This window comes from Martelella radicis (assembly GCF_014196625.1).
In the GTDB taxonomy this organism is placed as follows: Bacteria; Pseudomonadota; Alphaproteobacteria; order Rhizobiales; family Rhizobiaceae; genus Martelella; species Martelella radicis.
On sequence record NZ_JACIDZ010000007.1, the window covers coordinates 213,520 to 232,246 of the forward strand.

16 protein-coding genes are annotated in these 18,727 nt (G+C 60.9%); 8 read left to right on the forward strand and 8 right to left on the reverse strand.

Translation table 11 applies throughout. The features are described from left to right. Window positions 1-7: 7 nt before the first annotated feature. Window positions 8-1,042 (forward strand): Ldh family oxidoreductase, encoded by a 1,035-nt coding sequence (locus GGR30_RS12270; protein WP_183486644.1) that lies wholly within the window; start codon window positions 8-10, stop codon window positions 1,040-1,042. Window positions 1,043-1,117: 75 nt separating this feature from the next. Here GGR30_RS12270 and GGR30_RS12275 read toward each other — a convergent pair whose 3' ends face one another. From GGR30_RS12275 to GGR30_RS12280, 3 genes are all read right to left on the reverse strand, one after another. Then, a complete protein-coding gene (locus GGR30_RS12275; RefSeq protein ID WP_183486654.1) occupies window positions 1,118-2,149 on the reverse strand; it encodes an aspartate-semialdehyde dehydrogenase in 1,032 nt (343 codons plus the stop codon). Window positions 2,150-2,265: 116 nt separating this feature from the next. Continuing rightward, window positions 2,266-2,388, reverse strand: a complete 123-nt coding sequence (locus GGR30_RS23580; RefSeq protein WP_281378121.1) for a hypothetical protein — start codon at window positions 2,386-2,388, stop codon at window positions 2,266-2,268. A gap of 26 nt (window positions 2,389-2,414) precedes the next feature. Next, window positions 2,415-3,194, reverse strand: coding sequence for a phosphatase PAP2 family protein (locus GGR30_RS12280; protein WP_183486656.1), 780 nt, complete (start codon window positions 3,192-3,194; stop codon window positions 2,415-2,417). A 389-nt stretch (window positions 3,195-3,583) separates the two neighbouring features. On the opposite strand from GGR30_RS12280, the gene wecB reads away from it, so the two are divergent. The 7 genes from wecB (at window position 3,584) to GGR30_RS12315 (ending at window position 15,282) form a co-directional block, all read left to right on the forward strand. Then, window positions 3,584-4,729 (forward strand): non-hydrolyzing UDP-N-acetylglucosamine 2-epimerase, encoded by a 1,146-nt coding sequence (wecB, locus tag GGR30_RS12285; protein WP_183486657.1) that lies wholly within the window; start codon window positions 3,584-3,586, stop codon window positions 4,727-4,729. A gap of 39 nt (window positions 4,730-4,768) precedes the next feature. Continuing rightward, the gene (locus GGR30_RS12290; RefSeq protein WP_183486658.1) at window positions 4,769-7,015 is read left to right on the forward strand and encodes a hypothetical protein; all 2,247 of its coding nucleotides are present in this window, start codon (window positions 4,769-4,771) and stop codon (window positions 7,013-7,015) included. A gap of 17 nt (window positions 7,016-7,032) precedes the next feature. Then, window positions 7,033-9,216: a glycosyl transferase family protein gene (locus GGR30_RS12295; RefSeq protein ID WP_183486659.1), complete on the forward strand. Its 2,184-nt coding sequence runs from the start codon at window positions 7,033-7,035 to the stop codon at window positions 9,214-9,216. Further along, entirely contained in the window at window positions 9,213-12,077 is a 2,865-nt protein-coding gene (locus GGR30_RS12300; RefSeq protein WP_183486660.1) for an NfrA family protein, read from the forward strand. The genes GGR30_RS12295 and GGR30_RS12300 overlap by 4 nt, the downstream gene beginning before the upstream one ends. After that, window positions 12,074-12,955 carry an alpha-amylase family protein gene (locus GGR30_RS12305; protein ID WP_210288023.1) on the forward strand — a complete coding sequence of 294 codons (882 nt, stop codon included), beginning with the start codon at window positions 12,074-12,076 and terminating at the stop codon, window positions 12,953-12,955. The genes GGR30_RS12300 and GGR30_RS12305 overlap by 4 nt, the downstream gene beginning before the upstream one ends. 272 nt (window positions 12,956-13,227) lie before the next feature. Beyond that, window positions 13,228-13,764: a hypothetical protein gene (locus GGR30_RS12310; RefSeq protein ID WP_183486661.1), complete on the forward strand. Its 537-nt coding sequence runs from the start codon at window positions 13,228-13,230 to the stop codon at window positions 13,762-13,764. A gap of 231 nt (window positions 13,765-13,995) precedes the next feature. Next, entirely contained in the window at window positions 13,996-15,282 is a 1,287-nt protein-coding gene (locus GGR30_RS12315) for a tyrosine-type recombinase/integrase (protein ID WP_183486662.1), read from the forward strand. A gap of 67 nt (window positions 15,283-15,349) precedes the next feature. Here GGR30_RS12315 and GGR30_RS12320 read toward each other — a convergent pair whose 3' ends face one another. The 5 genes from GGR30_RS12320 to GGR30_RS12340 all read right to left on the reverse strand — a co-directional run bounded on the left by GGR30_RS12320 (window position 15,350) and on the right by GGR30_RS12340 (window position 18,539). Continuing rightward, window positions 15,350-15,736 (reverse strand): type II toxin-antitoxin system death-on-curing family toxin, encoded by a 387-nt coding sequence (locus GGR30_RS12320; protein WP_183486663.1) that lies wholly within the window; start codon window positions 15,734-15,736, stop codon window positions 15,350-15,352. Window positions 15,737-15,747: 11 nt separating this feature from the next. Further along, window positions 15,748-15,975, reverse strand: coding sequence for an AbrB/MazE/SpoVT family DNA-binding domain-containing protein (locus GGR30_RS12325; protein WP_106308240.1), 228 nt, complete (start codon window positions 15,973-15,975; stop codon window positions 15,748-15,750). Window positions 15,976-16,229: 254 nt separating this feature from the next. Continuing rightward, a complete protein-coding gene (locus GGR30_RS12330; protein ID WP_183486664.1) occupies window positions 16,230-16,547 on the reverse strand; it encodes a hypothetical protein in 318 nt (105 codons plus the stop codon). A 319-nt stretch (window positions 16,548-16,866) separates the two neighbouring features. Then, on the reverse strand, window positions 16,867-17,187 hold the full coding sequence (locus GGR30_RS12335) for a hypothetical protein (RefSeq protein ID WP_183486667.1): 321 nt from the start codon (window positions 17,185-17,187) through the stop codon (window positions 16,867-16,869). Window positions 17,188-18,323: 1,136 nt separating this feature from the next. Next, the gene (locus GGR30_RS12340) at window positions 18,324-18,539 is read right to left on the reverse strand and encodes a helix-turn-helix transcriptional regulator (RefSeq protein WP_132307839.1); all 216 of its coding nucleotides are present in this window, start codon (window positions 18,537-18,539) and stop codon (window positions 18,324-18,326) included. Window positions 18,540-18,727 lie beyond the last annotated feature (188 nt).

The window sequence follows — 18,727 nt, forward strand, 5'->3', positions numbered from 1 at the left end:
AGACCGAATGTCCGACGACCAGACGACGATTTCACGCGCGGCGGCAACAGCGCTTGGCGAGGAGGTGATGCGCCTTGCGGGCTTCGCCCCGGATCATGCCCGCGCGATCACCGCTTCGGTGGTGCGCGCGCAAGGAGACGAATGCCATTCCCACGGGCTCTACCGGTTGCTCTCTTGCGCCGAACTTGCCGAGAAGGGCAAGGTCGACCCTGAAGCGACGCCGCTCATCGACGATCGCGCGCCCGCGATCGTGAAGGTCGATGCCTGTCGCGGCGTTTCGCTGACGGCTTTTGCGGCCGGCCTGCCGCTCCTCGTCGAAAAGGCGAAGACAGCGGGACTCGCGGCGCTGGCGATCAACAATTGCTATCATTTCTCCGCGCTCTGGCCGGAGATCGAGGCGATCACGGACCAGGGTCTGGTGGCGCTCGCCATGACGGTCAGCCATGCCTGGGTGGCGCCTGCCGGCGGCGCGGAGCCGGTCTTCGGCACCAATCCCCTCGCCTTCGGCTGGCCGCGCCCGGGAAAGAACCCGTTCGTCTTCGATTTCGCCACCTCGGCGATCGCGCGCGGCGATCTGGAGCTGCATCGCCGGTCCGACACGCCACTGCCCGAAGGCGTGGCCGTGGATGCGGCCGGCAACCCGACCACGGACCCGCTTGAAGCGGTCAACGGCGCCATGCTGACCTTTGGCGGACACAAGGGTTCCGCGCTTTCGACGATGATCGAGCTACTCGCCGGCCCGCTTATCGGCGACATGACAAGTGCTCAATCGCTTGCCCATGATGATGGCGCAGGCGTGATCCCGATGCATGGCGAACTGATCCTGGCGCTCGATCCGGCCTCATTCCTGGGCGGCGCGATATCAGCCGACACGTCCGGCGCCGAGGCGCTTTTGACGGCGATCACCCGTTCGGGCGCGCGCCTGCCCTCATCGCGGCGTTACGCCGCCCGCCGCCGCAATGCGGACCGTGATATGCCCGTCCGCCGCGCCGTGCTTGCCGATATTGAAGCGCTGGCCGAACGACTGCGACAGCCCCAATAGCGCGCAACGCGAAAGAATAAAAAACGGCGACGGTTTCCCGCCGCCGTTCTCAGATCTTGACAATGCGCCCCTTGATCAGGCCGTCGCGCGTGACTTGAGCAGATTGCGCTCGACCAGAAGTTCGGCGATCTGCACCGCGTTCAGCGCAGCGCCCTTGCGCAGATTGTCGGAGACGACCCACATCGCCAGGCCGTTTTCCACGGTCGCGTCCTCGCGAATGCGGGAAATATAGGTAACGTCCTCGCCCGCGCATTCGACCGGGGTGACGTATCCGCCATCCTCATGCTTGTCGACGACCAGGCAGCCCGGAGCCTCGCGCAGGATCTCGCGGGCTTCTTCCGCGGTGATTTCCTTTTCAAATTCGAGGTTCACCGCCTCGCCATGGCCGATGAAGACCGGCACGCGCACGGCCGTGCAGGTGACCTTGATCTTCGGGTCCAGCATCTTCTTGGTTTCGGCCAGGACCTTCCACTCCTCCTTGGTGTAACCGTCCTCCATGAAGACGTCGATATGGGGAATGACGTTGAAGGCGATGCGCTTGGTGAACTTCTTGGTCTCGATCGGATCGGCGACGAAGACGGCGCGGGTCTGGTTGAACAATTCGTCCATGCCATCCTTGCCGGCGCCTGAAACCGACTGGTAGGTGGAAACCACGACGCGCTTGATGGTCGCGGCATCATGCAGCGGCTTCAGCGCGACGACGAGCTGGGCCGTCGAGCAGTTCGGATTGGCGATGATGTTGCGCTTGGTAAAGCCCTCGATGGCATCCGGATTGACCTCCGGCACGATCAGCGGAACTTCGGAATCGTAGCGCCAGGCCGAGGAGTTGTCGATGACGACGCAACCCTGCGCGCCGATCTTCGGCGACCACTTCTGCGAAATCGATCCGCCCGCCGACATCAGGCAGATATCGGTGTCGGAGAAATCGTAGTTCTCCAGATTCTTCACCTTCAGCGTCTTGTCGCCGAAGGAGACTTCCTTGCCGACGGAGCGGCTGGAGGCAAGTGCTACGACCTCATCGGCCGGGAAACCGCGCTCTGCGAGGATGGAAAGCATTTCGCGCCCGACATTGCCGGTAGCGCCGGCGACTGCAATCTTGAAACCCATGATGATTTAGCTCTCTTTCGTTACTCTCCTCTTGGTGGTCGGGAGCGGAAGAGCGGCCTTACAGGCGCCTTCCCGTCCCCGGCCAGACCGGGGAGAGAGCGGCAGGGCCAGAGACGTCAGACGGTTTTCGTCGTCGTTTTCTTGGCCGTTTTGGTGAGAATAGCGGACGCGGAGTTCACGCCGCCGGCGCGAAGCGCCAGGGTGATATCGCCAGAAATGTGACGCATCATCTGCAGCATGGTTTCCTGTCCTTTAACCGCGAAGGCTAATGGCCTTTTTGCGGCCGCAAGTCAAGGTCTGTTTGCTTTGGAGGGGTAGGATGGTGGTGTCGCAGGAACTCCGGTTTGAGCGCCCTGATACTGTTGCGCGGCAACGGCCAGCCACTCTCGTCAATGCGGAAAACCATGCGATAGCGCGAGAAGAAGATCGCGACCAGATAGGTGCACCACGTCCCGAAGGCGAGCCCGGCAATCACATCGCTCGGATAATGCGCGCCGACAATGGTGCGACACATGGCAATCACCACGGCGAGGCTGAAGAACAGAACGCGGTGTCGCGGGTTGAAGAAGGCCGCACAGGTGAAGATCGCGGCGATCGTCGTCGAGTGACCGGAAGGGAAGCTGGCAAAATCGGCGTCGAACTGCATCGGGCTGAAGGAAAACGGCCCGAGATCCTGGTAAAGCATGTTCGGGCGCGCACGGCCGATCATGTTCTTGACCAGCGCAACGGCAATGCCGGAAAACGCAATGGCGGCGAAAACGAAACTCGAGGCCTGGGCAAGAAACACGCCCTTGGCACGGATGCGCCTGTCACCTGTGCCTGCAGCGCCGAGACCGACAATGATCGCCAGGAAACTGACGATCAGTATCCAGTCCGACTTGCCGAAATCGGTCAGCAGACTGCCGTAGTGATGCAGGATCGGGTCGAGCTGCCTGCTCATGACGCCGACGGGATAGTCGAGGATCGCAAAGGAAACGAAGATCAGCCCCGCTGTCCCGACAATAAAGCCGCGCCAGTGATTGCACGGCCACTTCCGGTCTTTCATTTTCCGCCGCTGGCTGAACCAGCGATAAGGCACTGTCATCGCATCCCCGCATGTCCCCCTGGCCCGGACAAGCGTCCGGGTCCACGCCGAATAAAGCCTAGCCGAAAAACGCATCGAACTCAACGCAGGCACGAAGAGGTTCCACGGCTCTGTTCACACATCAGTCTCTCTGGCCGCCCGGCGCCTGCGAGAGAACTCCAGAAGCGGCAAGTACAGCCCGTGTATTTCTTTCTGTAACCGATAATTAACCATGTCCTTCTATGAATCGTGACTGAAATAGGAACAGTTTTTCAGTTTCGCGTGGACCCGGCCTGCATTGTCGGACGGGTCCGGCATTTATGCAGCGGAACGCCGTTCCTGGCGGGTATGGCGTGTGAGGAAGATGTGTTTTGAGAGTTCTTTCCGTATTTGGAACCAGACCAGAGGCGATCAAGATGGCTCCGGTTGTCAACGCCATCGCGCGCGAGAAAGCCATCACCGCCTATACATGCGTCACCGGCCAGCATCGCGCGATGCTCGATCAGGTGCTCGAACTCTTTGGCATCGTTCCCGACCACGATCTCTCGGTGATGGCGCCGAACCAGACGCTAAACAGCCTGTCGTGCAGGGTTATCACCGGGCTTGACGAGGTTTTCGAAGAGGTCCGGCCGGATTGCGTGCTGGTTCACGGCGATACGACTTCGGCCATGGCGGCGAGCCTTGCCGCTTTCCACCGGGGCATCAAGATCGGCCATGTGGAGGCGGGACTTCGGACCTATGACCTTTCCAGACCCTGGCCGGAAGAAATGAACCGGCGGGTCATCGATGTGGTTTCCACGCTCGCATTCGCGCCAACGGCATCAAGCGCAGACAACCTCAAGGCCGAGCATCTCGGCGCACGCATCGTCGTCACCGGCAATACGGTCATCGACGCCTTGAAGGAAACCGTCGGGCATATCCACGATGACCGGAAACTGCGAGCCGCGCTTGATGGCCGGTTTTCCTTCATCAAACCCTCCCGCCGGCTGGTTCTGGTGACGGGCCACCGACGCGAGAGTTTCGGGGGCGGCTTCGTCAATATCTGCAAAGCGCTGGCACGGCTTGCCGAACGCGACGATCTGGAAATCGTCTATCCGGTCCATCTCAATCCGAATGTATTCGGCCCGGTGCATGAACTGCTCGGCAAGCTCGACAATGTTCACCTCATCGATCCGCTCGCCTATCTCGATTTCGTCTATCTGATGGCGCGGGCCGACGTCATCCTGACGGATTCCGGCGGCGTGCAGGAGGAGGCGCCCTCGCTCGGCAAGCCGGTCCTGGTGATGCGCGACGTGACCGAGCGGCCTGAGGCAGTAGCCGCCGGCGCAGTCAGCCTCGTGGGAACCAGCCCGGACCGGATCGTCGCAGAAACGGAAAAGCTGCTGGACGACGAAGCGCACTACGCGGGCTTCGCCCGCGTCATCAATCCCTATGGCGACGGACATGCGGCCGCGCGCATCGCTGATGCGCTGACGGGACGGCCGGTCTCACCGTTTGATCCGGGGGCTCTTCAATGACGACTCGATGTGCCGAGAGCGCAGATGGGAGCTGATGATATGAAATCTCAGAAAGTCCATGCCGGCAGGAAAACCACATTGTGCGTCGCAATTGGCGGCCTCGTCCTGTTCTCGGCTCATCAGGCGGCCGAAGCCGGTGACGTGGCTGATGCGATCCGTGCGCTTGCAGAAAACGATGTCGTCACCCGCAAGGTTTCTCTGACCGACCTCGGCATCACGACGCCGCTCGCCTTCTCCGCCAACAGGGTCAACCGGGAAATCTTTATTCCGGTGCCCGCCGGCGTTCCGCTGATCAAGCCGAGCCTTTACTTCGACGGGACCTATCTGAGAGGCGATGGCGGCAAGACGACCTATACAATCTCGCTCGACGGCTATGCCGTTGCCGCGCGTTCGCCTGAAGGCGAAAGGGGAACGACCAGTTTCGATATCGGTGTCGATGGCGCCGCGCGCGACGACGGGTTTGTGCGTCTCGGCATCGCATGGCAACCGCTGATCGGGCAGTTTTACTGCTACGGCACCGGCCCGAACAACAACCGACTGCTCGTTTACCCGGATACCTATCTCGAATACAGCTACAAGGCCGCCGACCTCGATACCGTCGCCGGCGCCTTGTCTGCGCTCAAGCAGACCGTAACGCTTCTGGTTTCAGGCGACGTGCTCGACGGCAAGAGTTACGACGCCGCCTGGCGGCTTGGTGTGGCGCTGGAACGGGCAGGCAAGACCGTCCAGCTCAAGGCGCTGCCGGCAAAGGGAGACACAATCGACGCCTCGGCCATCACCGTGCCCGCGGCGCTTGAGAAAATCCCCGGCTTTGCGGCATTTGCGAAGGGCGGCTCCGTCGAACTCGAAGACCCCGCGCAAACCGGCGCGCTGCTGCTCCTTGGCGCTGCCGAAACGCGCGCGGACATCGCCGTTGCCGCCGACAGCCTTTCGGCGGATATCGAAACCGCGCTGAAGGCCGTCACCGCGCAGCTCGTCGCTGCCGATCCGGATGCGCAACAAGCAGTTCAGGCGCTCGTTGCGGCAGATCAGACACTGTCGCGTCCGCTCGAGGACGGCGCCTACAGCATCCGCCTGGTCGGCGGCGAGCCGGTTCTCGCGGTTCAGCCGGATGGCGCCAAAGAGGCGGCCGGTCTCTTCAGTAGGTGGTGGCGCAGCACCGCGATCTCCGGCGATATGGTCGTGCGTGCGGCCAGACTGCCGATGGCCGACGGAGACGCAATGGCCCTACTTCCGCCGAGCGGTTCCGACAGCAATTTCAGTGTCGTGGGGCTTGGCGAATGGTCGACCACGGCCGATCTCGGCGGCGACATTCCGCCCGGCAAGGTGCCGTCGGATATTCATGTCGTCGTTTCGGCCGCGCCCGGCGCGACCGCCACCCGGCCGGTGGCCTCGGTTTTCCTCAACGACATGCTGCTCGGCGCAAAACAGCTAGAGGCCGACGGGATGCCCGAGACCATATCCGCCTCTGTCCCCGCCTATACGCTGCTGCCGCGCAACACCATTGTCGTACGCGTTCAGCGACAGCCGGCACCGGGCGAATGCGAGGAACTTCCGCAGGGCTTTCCCGTGTCGATCCTCCCGGACAGCTACCTGCAACTCGCTCCCGCCCCGACTGCGGTTGATTTCGCGGGAGTTTCAGCCAGGCTTTCCGGCGAAAGCCTTGTCGTCGTGAACAATAGCTGGCTTCAGAATGCGCTTTCGACGCTGCCCAACGTCATCGCACTTGCCGATGCCAGCGGTATTTCTCCTGATCGCGCCGGTTTCAACGTGGCCGACAGGGCCACCTACCCCGAACCCGACAAGCCTTTCCTGTTCTTCGATGTGGCCGTGGAGGGGGTGAGCAAACGCGCGAGCGTGGTGGGCGACAATGTCGTGATCACGACGGCGAAAGGAACCACGCTTTTCGACGCCTCCGGACTATCCGACGTCGCGATCCTTCAGGCGGAGACTGGCGGCGCCGAGCCGGGCCTCACCTATGCGGCGGACGGCACCGGACCGCTCATCGAAAACCCGCTCAACCTCAGACATGGGGATGTCGCAGTCATCGGCCGCGAAGGCGTTCTCGCCGAGGTCAGAACCAGCGGCCGGCCGCTGCCGAGCAATACCGAGCCCGATCGCCTGACCAAAAAGCCGTTCAGCTTTTCCTGGCGTCTGCTCACCGATACCGATTTCTGGTTCCGTCAGGTGCCGGTGCTGATGACGGCACTCATTCTCGGCGGCTTCGTCCTGCTCATGCTGCTTGCCCGCCTGGCCAAGCGGCGCAAGCGAGACGACAAGAGCTGACCGGGCCGGGAGGAAGCATGGAGCTCTACTGGCCCTATCTGATCGCCGACTATTACCGGGTGCTGGAATATCTGACGGCTGCCGTCGCCGTTATCATTCTCGTCTCCTGCCTTGATGATCTGTTCATCGACGCCGTCTTCTACCTGCGTGCCATCAAACGTCGTCTGACCGTCGAGCGCCGCTACAAGCCGCTGACGCCGGACCAGCTTTACGGCCGTCCCGAACAGCATATCGCCATCATGGTGCCGGCATGGCTCGAAAGCGACGTGATCGCGGCGATGATCGAGGGCATGGTCGGCACGCTCGACTACCGCCACTACACGGTTTTCGTCGGCACCTATCGCAATGATGCGGCGACCATCAACGAGGTCGAGCGCATGCGGCGGCGCTATCGCCAACTCGTGCGCGTGGAGGTGCCGCATGACGGGCCGACCTGCAAGGCCGACTGCCTGAACTGGGTGGTGCAGGCGATCTTTGCCCATGAGGAACGGCACAACATCTCGTTTGCCGGCGTCATCCTGCATGACAGCGAGGATGTGCTGCACCCGCTCGAGCTGCGATTCTTCAACTATCTCCTGCCGCGCATCGACCTCATCCAGATCCCGGTCAACTCGCTGGAGCGCCACTGGGCCGATCTCGTCGCCGGCGTCTACATGGATGAATTCGCCGAGTGGCACGGCAAGGACATCGTCGTGCGCGAGGCGCTTTCCGGCATGGTGCCCTCGGCCGGCGTCGGCACCTGTTTTTCGCGCAAGGCGTTGCTGACGCTTGCGGCCGAAGACAGCAACCAGACCTTCAACACCCAGACGCTGACCGAGGATTACGACATTGGCATGCGCCTTGCCGAACACGGCATGCGCTCGATCCTCGCCCGCTTTCCGGTCGACTACCAGGTCAAGCGCAGGACCTGGTTCGGCTTCGGTCCCGAAAAGGACATGACCGTGCGGATGGCGCTGTGCGTTCAGGAATATTTTCCCAACACCTTCCGCACCTCATACCGCCAGAAGGCGCGCTGGTCGCTCGGCATATGCTTTCAGGGTTGGGCCTATTTCGGCTGGCACGGTTCGCTCATCGACCGCTATTTCATGCTGCGCGACCGCAAGGGCATGGTCACCACCTTCGTGACCGTTTTCGCCTATGTTCTCGCGCTTCAATATATCCTGTTCCAGCTCGGGTTCACCTTCGGGCTTCTTCCGGGCGGCTATCCGCCGCTTCTCGCCGTCGAGGGCTGGGTCGGCGTCGTCCTGATCCTGAACGCCGTGGCCCTCTTCCTGCGCATCTCGCAGCGCTTCTATTTCACCGCGCGCACATTCGGCTGGGAACACGGCCTCCTGTCCATCCCGCGCATCATCGTCGGCAATTTCGTGAACTTCATGGCGATGGCGCGGGCGTGGAACCAGTATCTCAACCATCTTTTCACCGGCAAACGCCTGGTCTGGGACAAGACCATGCACGACTTTCCGACCGGCGACGGGCTGATGGACCGGAAGACGAAACTCGGCGACCTTCTGGTCTCCTGGCACGCCATCAATGCCACACAGCTGGAGACATCGCTTGCGGCGCAGAAGGCCAGGCGCGTGCCGCTTGGCCGCATCCTGCTGGACGAGGGCTGGCTCGAGGAGGACGTGCTGGCCGAGGCCGTCGCCTTCCAGTCCGGCCTTGACCTGATCACCGTGACGGAAGAGGAGCTGGTCGCCGCACGCGACCGGTTCAGGCCGGATTTCCTGTTTGCCTACCGGGTTCTGCCGGTGGTCGACGAGGAGAGCGACAGGCTGGCGCTCGCCGCGTCCTTTCCGCTTGCCGAAGACGCACTGGCTGCAATCGCCAGACGACTCGGCTACGAGCCGCGCTGCTTTGTCGTGCGTGACCGGGTGCTTTCCAGCGGCCTGCGCCTGCTTGCCGCAAAAGGACACGAGGCGGAGCCATTCGGACCAGACGGGTTTGAGGCCAATATTCCGCTTCTTGGTGAAATCCTGGTCGAAAACGGGGCGATCTCCAACGAGGCGCTGCAGAAGGCGCTTGTCGATTACCAGCCCGAGCGTGATGGCTTGATCGGCGCCTATCTCGTCGATCGTGACATCGTCTTCAAGGAGGCGATCGAAAGCGCGCTTGAAGAACAGCGCGCGCGCACTGCAAGGGCCCGCGAAAGACAGAATGACAAGCCGGCCCCTGCACCGGCAGGGCAGGAGGACCCCACATGAGGTCTTTCCGCCGCGGAACCCTGCTTGCCGCTACAGCGATTTTGCTGCACGCCGTGACGCCAGCCGCAGCCGTTGATATGACGGGCGATGCTACCGCTGTCCGGATTGAATATCTTCCGCTGTCCGGCCCGCCGCTTCTCCTTTTCCGAAACGCCAAGCGGGCGCTTGCCGACGGCAACCCGCAAAGGGCGATCGACAATCTTGACGAGGCGATCCGGCAGAGGCCGGATTCCGGCGAGCTCAGAACAGCGCTCGTGACGGCGCTTCAGGCGGCCGGGCGCGGCGATGAGGCCCGCCAGGCTGCGCTTTCGGCCGCTGAAGACCTGCGCCTTGACGCTGTCGCCCGCCGTCAGCTTGCGGCTCAGGCCGCTGCTATAGGCGCTGAGGAAAACGAAGCCGTCGCAAAAAGGAAAACCGTCGAGGGTCCTGCAAGTCCCGGGAAGATGCCGGCGATGCAGCCGAAAGCGAAAGACAAGCCGGCCACAGCAGCCGGGGCGGCGGATAATGGCGGCGAGACACCCCCCCTGCCGCCGGGCGAACCCGCTATCGATGCCGAAGCCATTCGCCGGCTTTCCGAGCGGGCCGCTGCCATCAGGCAAGAACGCGCGCAAGCTCAGGAAGCCGAGACGGCCGCCGATATCGCGGCAGGTCCCGAAGATGCCGCGGGCGCCGCGCCCCTTTCCACCGATGATCCCGCCTACAAGGCCGCCGATGCGGCCTATCGCGCCTATGAGCGTGGCGACTATGCAGATGCGGCCTCCAGAGCGGAGGAGGCCGTCAAGCTTGCGCCGGGCCATGCCGACTATCAGAAACTCCTCGACAATGCCCGGACCGCTCTTGCCGAGGCGAAGCAGCGGTCCACCGCCGTGAAGGCGGAGGAGGAGGCCGCAACCAGCCCCTCCGAGCCTGCGACGGAGAGCGGTTTGGACGCCGGAGCCATTCGGCGGCTTTCCGAAAGAGCAGCTGAAATAAGAGAGGAACGCAACGCCGGCACTGAAGGTGAAGACGTCGCCGTGACAGAAGCCCTGGAGACCCCGGCAGCGCCCGTTCCCGCGACCGAGGACCCGGCCTACAAAGCCGCCGATGCAGCCTATCGCGCTTACGAGCGCGGTGACTATGAGAAAGCGGTTTCCGATGCCGGCGAAGCCGTCCGGCTTGCCCCGGCCAATAGCGATTATCGCGCGCTTCTCGAAAACGTCGAAACGGCGCTTGCGCAGGCCAATGCCAGAACAGCCGCCGCCCCGCCCGCCGCAAGGGCAGCCGAGGAGGCCTATGCAGCGCTGAGACGCAATGATCCGGAAGCCGCGCTGCGCGATGCCTGGCAGGCGGCGCGCAATGCGCCCGGCAACCGTGCCTATCAGGTTCTGCTGGTCGACGTTCTCAACCGCAATGCGATGCGCGAGGAAGCGTTTCGCGTCGCCGACGAGGCGATCGCCCGGTTCGGCGCGGACCGCACCCTGCTCGCCCAACGCGGCGTCATCAGACAGGCAATGGGCGACCAGGCAGGCGCGGTGGCAGATTTCGAGGCGGCGCTCGCGCTGCCCGGCCCGGCCGAGGAGGAAACCGCGCTCAGACTCAATCTTGCAGCCGCGGCAATGGCAACGGACGCGCCCGAGACCGCCTATCAGGCGCTGGTTCCGCTGGGAGACAGCAATGATACAGCCGTATGGCTGGCGCGGGCAAAGGCGCTGACGGCCATGGAAAGCCTCACTGCCGCCGCAACCGCCCTTGAGCAGGCGGAGATGCTTGCGACAAGCGAGCGGCAACGGGCGGATATCGCTATTGCCGGGTTGGACCTCATCATGGCAGAAGGCGACGGACGTCGCGCCCGTTCCGCCTTGCGCATTGCCGCCGAAGACGGCGTTCTTGCGCCTCTCGGCGCAACGGAAATGGCCTATCTCGCCGCACGCCTTGGCGACCGCGCACTTGCCTATGACGCCTTCAGCGAGGCCTATGCTGCTGGCGAGCTCGAAGGCAGCCAGCTTATCGACGCAGCCTATGCCGCCCGGCGGGACATTCACAATGACGATGCCCTGTTCTGGCTGAAACGCGCTATCGACGAGGTGGATGCAGGCAGGCTCTCCCTTTCGCCTGAAGGGCTTTTCGGCCTGCGGCGCGAGGTATCCGATATTTCACGGCGCTGGGGCGCCAATATCGGCCTCTTCTACGGCAGCAGCGGCATTTCCGACGCCTACATAACGCCGCCGGCTTCTGCCGGGCGCAGCATGCAGCTCGGCGCGGAAGCTTACTGGCGCCCGCCTGTCATCGGCTACCGCGACGGGCGTACGGTCGATCTCTTTGCCCGCCAGTTTACCACGGTCTATGATTCGCTCGGCGGCCCGGTCGGCGCGCCGACCACGCAAGGGGCCGCCGGCCTGCGCCTCAAGCCGTTCACCAATCTCAACCTCACGCTGGAAGCCGCGCGATACTTCAAGATCGGACGCTACAGCCGGGACGACTATCTTCTCAGGGCGGCGATCTCGGACGGGTTCAATACCGATCTGATGCCCGGGTCCAGCGCATGGTGGACAGGCCAGTATTTTGGCGAGGCGGGTCGCTATGTCGAGAGCGACGAGGATTTCGCCCTGGTGAATGCGAGCCTCGGCCGCAGCTTCAGCCTGGGCGATGACGGGAATTTCATCGTCACCCCGTTCATCGGCATTTCGGCGGACTACAACAATACCTACGCGACGGAATTCGCGCTGGGCGCGGGGCCCGGGATCAACCTGCGATACTGGTTCCGCGAAACGAAATATGAAGCGCCGATGTCACATCTTGATTTCAACGGCCAGTACCGGGCGCGGCTCGGCGGCGATGACAGGGCACGCGGATGGTTCGCTTCCCTCAACCTGATGATATGATCCGCCGCTTTCTCATGGTTCTGCCGGCGATCGTGCTATTGGTCGCCGCAGGGCTTCTCGGCCGTTTTCTCGTCCTGCCGCCCGACAATAGCGAGGTGCCCGCCGAAGGCCCTGTCACAGGCATTGTCTGGCAGGTCGATGACGCGACGGCGCGTCCTGAAGGCAACTGGCAACGCCTCGGCGCTGACCACCTACTCATCCAGTGGATCGTGGTCGATGACATCGGCTTTGCGCGAGGCCTGGGCAAGAAACGGCCCACGCGCTTGCCGGACTGGCAGCGCATCGGCGCCGAACCATGGGCCCGGCACGTCACCCTCGGCCTTGCCGGTGATTTTGCGGAGAAGAAGGCCCGGGCCGATGTCCTGCAACTTGCCAGGGCATCGGCCGCGATCGCCGGGAAGCAACTGCCGCTTGACATCGAGGGCTATTATTTTCCGGTTGAAGTGGACCCGACCTGGCAGGAGGCGGCAAAGGTGATGCCGGAGGCTCTTTCCCTTCTTCCGCGCCCCCTCTGGATCAGCGTCTACGACAACAGCGATATGGGTGGCGCGGCGCTTGCCGACTGGCTTTCGACCTGGCTGCCGGAGGATGTCGGCATCTTCTTTCAGGATGGCGTCGGCGTGGATGCACGGTCGGCGCAGACGGCGCGCGATTATGCCGACGCGCTTGCCGCCCGTTTCGGCAAGGACCGCCTGCGTGTCATCACGGAAGCCTTCCGCCCCCTCAAAGGCGGCGGTTTCCGGGCGGCCACGGCAGCGGAGATCGAGCCGCAGATCCGTGCTCTGCGAGGCTACGACATCTATCTCTTCGACGGGCCGCACTACCTCAACGACGCACTCGTGAAGGCACTCTCCAGAAGCTTTGCGGAAGAGGAGTGAGCTGAAAGACGTTTCTTCCAGGCAAAGAGCCCTCCGCTTCAAGTAAACCGCACAAGCGCACAGAATTAACTGAAGTCCGGTTCTTCAATTGCGTGATGACCTGCAATTTTTCGCAGGCCCGCGGATGTTCGCCTTGAAAAAATCTGAAACAACTCTTAGTAGTTTCATGCCAAGCAGCGAGCAATAACAGCGAAATTCAACAGAACCATTGCATTCTCCCCTGAACAAAGCTCTTATTTCATGCAGAATCACGTGAAGCAAAGGGGGATTTGATGAGGTTTGCATTCAGCGTCCTGGCAACGGCAATGACATTCGCACTCGGCAGCAGCACAAGTCTTTCCGCACAACTGCCAACCGCCGAGGAGACCGTTGCCTTCATTGTCATGGGCGTTGCGGACAATCCCGAGTTGGCGCTCTACATACCTGATGGCAAGGTTACGCGCGAACAGATCTCGTCATCGCCGGCTCGCTACGAGTTGCTGGCCGCTAACCCGTATGAACAGACGAAGTTCGGCTTTAGCGTCTCGCAAGACCGTGACTGCGTCTACGACATAACGTTGGAGGTACTCGACCAGCCGGAGGTTACTTTTCGGATCGAGGCCCGTCTGGATTTCAGCGGTGTATGGGCCATTGATGACGGCCGCGATTCCGTTTCATTCGAGGGGCTGATGTTCGACTGCTCGCCAAAGACAGAATGCCGCCAATTCTTCGACGGAAATCGTTTTGGCGGAGGCACCCGATCTAACGCCAGGATCAAGAAGGCAGGCGCGTTCTTTCAGGACAACTTCTGCCCTGGGGCTCCCTTCTGATCCAGCTATCCGGGAAACGATTGCCAAAACCTTGCTAAAGCGGGATGGCGGACAGAGAGAATGTCTAGGACCACATTCAGAACCCGTCATCACCCGTCACATTACGCAACTAACCAACTGTATTGTCGAGATTTTTTTCGTCAGATCACTTCAACGGCCTTCAAGGGGATTTAGACGAGGCCAGAGCCGTTTCGTACCTTCGGACACCATTCAATCGACGGAGGTACTCTTATGAGCTTGACGGTAAAGCAGATCGAATCTGCGAAATTTGCATCCGGACCGGAGCGGCTGAGCGACGGACACGGGCTTTATCTGCGCCTTTTCTCTGGAGGGCGCAAAAGTTTTTTATTTCGAACACCGGTCACCGCCGGTGCGGTGACATGGATCACGCTCGGGTCCTATCCCGAGATGGGGCTGAAGGATGCCAGAGAGAAGGCAAATATCATCAGGGGGCTCTTTGCCGACGGCAAGACAGTCGCTGATGTGCGGGAACTGCTCAGCGGCAAAGAACAGCCATTACCCACTTCGTCACGGCGGAAAAGGCGAAGTCAACCGGCTGGCATGACCGGAAAGGCAGGCGCACCAAAATCTGCAACGCCGACATTCCAGGAGATGGCCAGGACCTGGTTCGAGATGAAGAAGCCCGGTTTGCGCAACGCCAAGCACGTCACGCAAAACTGGAATACGATCGCCACATACGTGTTCCCTGACATCGGCTCCAAGCCGATCGACGAAATCAAGCTTCCCGAAATCGTCGACACCATCGCGCCGATCTGGAGATTGAAACACGAGACGGCTCGCCGCACGCTTGGACGGACCCGGGAAATTTTCGCCTTGGCTAAGATCCGCGGGTACCGCGATGACAATCCGGCAGATTTCGATCCCAAGATCGCGCTTGGCGCGGTGCGAACCGTACGTCGCCACCATGGATCATTGCCGCCTGAGCGGGTGCCGGAATTCTGGGACTGGCTCCAGACCGTGCCATGTGAACCGACATTGAGATATGCGACAATGCTGCTGCTTCTGACCGCCAAGAGATCGAAGGAGACCCGACACGCAGAATGGGATTTCTTCTACTTCAACACCGGTGTCTGGACGACTCCGGAGCGGCTCATGAAAATGCACCGATCCCATCGGGTGCCAATGTCGAGACAGGCTATTCGGGCGGTGATCGAAATGCGTCCGCTCAGCGGACATGAAAAACTGGTGTTCGCCAAACCGAGGAACCGGTCAGGCGCCTTGTGCGAAAACGCCATCCGAAATCTTGCGATCCGCTTCGAACCCGGCATCACCGCGCATGGCTTTCGGGCCAGTTTCCGAACGTGGGCGCGCCAGCAGAAGCGCTTCACGCGCGACACCATGGAGTTTGCTCTGGCGCATGAGCCAGACGATCTTGAAGCGGCCTATCAACGCGAGGATCTGCTCGAGGAACGGGTGGAACTCATGCAGGATTGGGCCGATTATGTCACTGGTGGAAGAGAACCGATCGGTCTCTTCTCCGGCACGATACAGAGCTGATAACAGACATCGACTTTGGGCGGCGTAAATTGCATCGCCCGAAGTCCGGCAATAACCTGATTTGCCGTCAGGCTTCAACCAGCCGATCCCTGAACCAGCGTGCGAGTTCGTCTTCCCCGATCACGCCGCCAGCCACGCCTTCCATCAACTGAATCGCATCGACGGGCTGGAAGCGAAGCCGGTATCCGTTATCGGCAAGGAAAAGACGCGCCGCGATCCAGGCCGTGCGCTTGTTGCCATCCATGAAACCATGGTTCTTGGCGAGACCGAAGGCATAGGCCGCGGCAAGGTCTGACGCGTCCGGGGTGCCATATGCAGCCACATTCTGCGGACGGGCCAAGGCGCTTTCTATCCCGTCAGCGTTTCGGATGCCCTCGGAGCCGCCATGTTCCGACAATTGCCTGTCGTGAACCGCATATATGACAGCCGGTTCCACCCATCGCCAGTTCTTCATCGCGGCACCCGTCATTTGGCGAGCGCGCGCAATACCTCGCGGTCGTCGTGCATGATTTCATCGGCGAGTTCCATCTGGCGGACGAACTCCGGATTATAGGGCGTAAGGCGATAGCCGCCATCCGCTGTTTCCGTCAGATAGAGGGTATCACCCTTCTTGACCTTCAGATGGGCCATTATTTCCTTGGTGAGGATGACGCCGGACGATGCGCCAACCGTTGTAATCTTGACACTCTGCATAGTGGCTGCCTCTCTCTATATAATTCCTATTATATAGACAATGACGCCTGATCGATCAATGGCAAGAAGTCGGCAGCAAAGGGCGAGAACTTTCTGCCATCGAATTTCTATAGATCAACGGAAAGCCAATCAGAAAAGGCTCTGGACAGCTCTGACGCGCGCAAGGATCGCTGACATTCATACAGGGATGAAACGCGACACGGTCATGAGGCCCATGCTGCTCGTTGTTTCAAACTGCGCAGCCAAGGACCGGATCACGTTTCTGAGCTTCTGTTTTGCCGGCAGACTCTCGCCATGTCTTCAACGGTATCGACCTCATAATGGCTCCCATCGCCGCAGAGTACGCGCCCGGAGGCATCAATCGACCAGATTATATAGTGATCAATTTCACGGGGGACCTCCATCCCGAGAGGCAAGCTGCACATATCCACGAATTCCTGATTTTCCATTCCACGTTCACTCGCGGCCTCCCGCAACTCTTCGAGCCTCTGCTTCAGTTCGTAGATATCGACGCCATTCCAGCGTTTGATCTTCCGTGCGATCTTGTCAGGGTGAGGTTGATTGTATTTCATGTTGCATCCTTTCAATTTTGAAGTGTTGGCTGTTCGGCACAACTGCAGGCCGTCTAGGGAGACGGAAGATGATCGGGCGGAACAATATCGTCTGGACTTTCGATGGCGTCGTCTTCATCAACCTCGACGTCCAGTGCTTGACGCGCTGATCTCAGCAGATCGAGAACAGTCCGGGCCTGCTCTCCGCCCCGCGTCAGATAAAGATGTTCGCCGTCATGGCTAAGCTCAGAGCCGTCGTGAAAGCGGCATGACGCAATATCCGAAGTCCAGGAAATCAGGGCCTTGATCTTCCGCTGCCTCAGGCAGTCCAGCAGCCTCCTCAGCCCCCTTGATCCCCCGGTTTCGTCAAGAATTCTGCGATCGGCTTCAGTTCGCGCCGTAGCGCTTTCACGGTCGCGGTCTGGCGCTCGACCTCCTTGAGGATATCGATCTGGGTTTCCGCCAGCACGCCGATCCGCTGAGCCAACTCCTCGATCGCTGATCTGTGACCGTTTTCGGGATCGAATGCCATCGAGACGATTTCGTGAACCTGGCAGGTCACCCCGAGATTCTGCTCGAGCGTCTTCTTCTGATCCAGTCCCGTTTTCGAGATCGTGATCAGGACGTCCCGCACTTCTGATATCTTCGCTTCGGTGGACATGGGTATTCCTTCTCGGTGATGGGTGCGGTGGCTCGAGTTGGGCAATAGTCTTGCGCAACAGGTCGAGGTCCCGCGAAAGGTTCAAGGCGCGGGCAATGCCGCAGATTTCGAATTGCTTTTTCAGTCTTGCCGGCTGCAGGGTGCGACTGAGCTCTCCCGCGAAAACCGGCTTGCGAGTGCCGCGTGTGACTTGGTAACCGGCCCGACCATATATTGTTGGCGTCTCGGTTAATCGGATGGGAGGCGACGAATTCTGCAAAGTCGTCGCCAGGTCTTCAAAACATGTCGGCAGTCGTCGACGAATGACCGTCTCGATCTCCACGAGCACGTCTTCGTACGGCCCCCCGCGTATCCTCGGCCGGCGTGGAAACATGGGAGGTGGTTTAGGTTTCTCGATCGGCGGAGCTGTAATCCCGCGAATGCGACCAGCGAAGGTCATACGCAGGTCGCGTTCGGCCCGATCGCAGGCCGGCTTCATCGGTGGCAACTCGACCGGAATGCCCGTCCATGTGGAAAGTCTCGCGGCCACGTGGATGTGATCGCAATTGGCATCCCTGTGGCGGCACGAGAACCAGGGGATCATGGCCGTATCGATGCCAAATGCAGCGAACGCGATATCGATTGCCTCGCACCATTGCTCTCTGTCGAGAAATGCCGTTTGCGGTGCTGACAATGTCATATGCGCATGGGGGCGAGCCATGTGTGCTTGGTTCGCAGTGAAGATCTTTCGGCAGATCGGGCGTGGAAGTCCGGCGATCGGGCCGGCCAGCACTTCCGCTTCTGGGGAATGAAAGTAGGCGTAAAGCGCCTCAAAATTGTTGGGAAAGGTGAAGTAAGGCCTCATGCCAGCACTCCCACGACATGCACGAGGGCTGACGCTTGCGTGTGCGCTACACGCAGTAGTCTGGCCTTTTCAGCCCGGGTCAGGTGCGTACACATCTGAAGATCTCTAACGATCGCCATGATTTCGCCAGTGCGGCGATCGAGCTCTTCCAGCCTCTCGCCACCGCCAGCCAGAAGGCAGAGGCGGACGTATTTCGCCTTTTGCGGCTCGCGGCATTGCAGCATATGCCACCGGACTGCCGACGCCTCCGATCGCGTCAGGCGGGTCTGGAAAATTTCCGTCCTTTGAGAACTCATCGCCACTCCTCCTCCGCCAGAGGAAGCGAGTCGATGAAATCGAGAACGTCGGCCAATCGCCATCGCACGGTGTGAGGCCCCAGACGGACGGGTCTCGGGAAATCGAGGTCCTCGCGCAGCCTTCTGTCGATGGAGCTCTCGCTCCATGACAGCAACTCCATGAGTTGCGGCTTGGAAATTAGCCGGTGTTCTAGCGGGATATTAGTTGCCATCTTGGCCTCCGGAGAGTGTTTCGATGGCAAGACAATTTAATCAAATTTTCGGAACGCGATATAGGGGGCGTGTCTGGAAATGTGGAAAGTGGGCGATTCCGCAGGCTTTCGCGCAAAAATCGCACGCAATTTTGTGGAAAACCCCGTTCGCTCTATTCCATTTTCCGGAAATGCTTTCTGGAAAGTTC

Coding starts and splice junctions, on each gene's coding strand:
- GGR30_RS12295 (WP_183486659.1), top strand. CDS start 7,033: ATGGAGCTCTACTGGCCCTATCTGATCGCCGACTATTACCGGGTGCTG.
- GGR30_RS12275 (WP_183486654.1), bottom strand. CDS start 2,149: ATGGGTTTCAAGATTGCAGTCGCCGGCGCTACCGGCAATGTCGGGCGC.
- GGR30_RS12330 (WP_183486664.1), bottom strand. CDS start 16,547: ATGAAATACAATCAACCTCACCCTGACAAGATCGCACGGAAGATCAAA.
- GGR30_RS23580 (WP_281378121.1), bottom strand. CDS start 2,388: ATGCTGCAGATGATGCGTCACATTTCTGGCGATATCACCCTGGCGCTT.
- GGR30_RS12315 (WP_183486662.1), top strand. CDS start 13,996: ATGAGCTTGACGGTAAAGCAGATCGAATCTGCGAAATTTGCATCCGGA.
- GGR30_RS12280 (WP_183486656.1), bottom strand. CDS start 3,194: ATGAAAGACCGGAAGTGGCCGTGCAATCACTGGCGCGGCTTTATTGTC.
- GGR30_RS12270 (WP_183486644.1), top strand. CDS start 8: ATGTCCGACGACCAGACGACGATTTCACGCGCGGCGGCAACAGCGCTT.
- GGR30_RS12305 (WP_210288023.1), top strand. CDS start 12,074: ATGATCCGCCGCTTTCTCATGGTTCTGCCGGCGATCGTGCTATTGGTC.
- GGR30_RS12325 (WP_106308240.1), bottom strand. CDS start 15,975: ATGCAGAGTGTCAAGATTACAACGGTTGGCGCATCGTCCGGCGTCATC.
- GGR30_RS12290 (WP_183486658.1), top strand. CDS start 4,769: ATGAAATCTCAGAAAGTCCATGCCGGCAGGAAAACCACATTGTGCGTC.
- GGR30_RS12300 (WP_183486660.1), top strand. CDS start 9,213: ATGAGGTCTTTCCGCCGCGGAACCCTGCTTGCCGCTACAGCGATTTTG.
- GGR30_RS12335 (WP_183486667.1), bottom strand. CDS start 17,187: ATGTCCACCGAAGCGAAGATATCAGAAGTGCGGGACGTCCTGATCACG.
- GGR30_RS12310 (WP_183486661.1), top strand. CDS start 13,228: ATGAGGTTTGCATTCAGCGTCCTGGCAACGGCAATGACATTCGCACTC.
- GGR30_RS12320 (WP_183486663.1), bottom strand. CDS start 15,736: ATGAAGAACTGGCGATGGGTGGAACCGGCTGTCATATATGCGGTTCAC.
- GGR30_RS12340 (WP_132307839.1), bottom strand. CDS start 18,539: ATGGCAACTAATATCCCGCTAGAACACCGGCTAATTTCCAAGCCGCAA.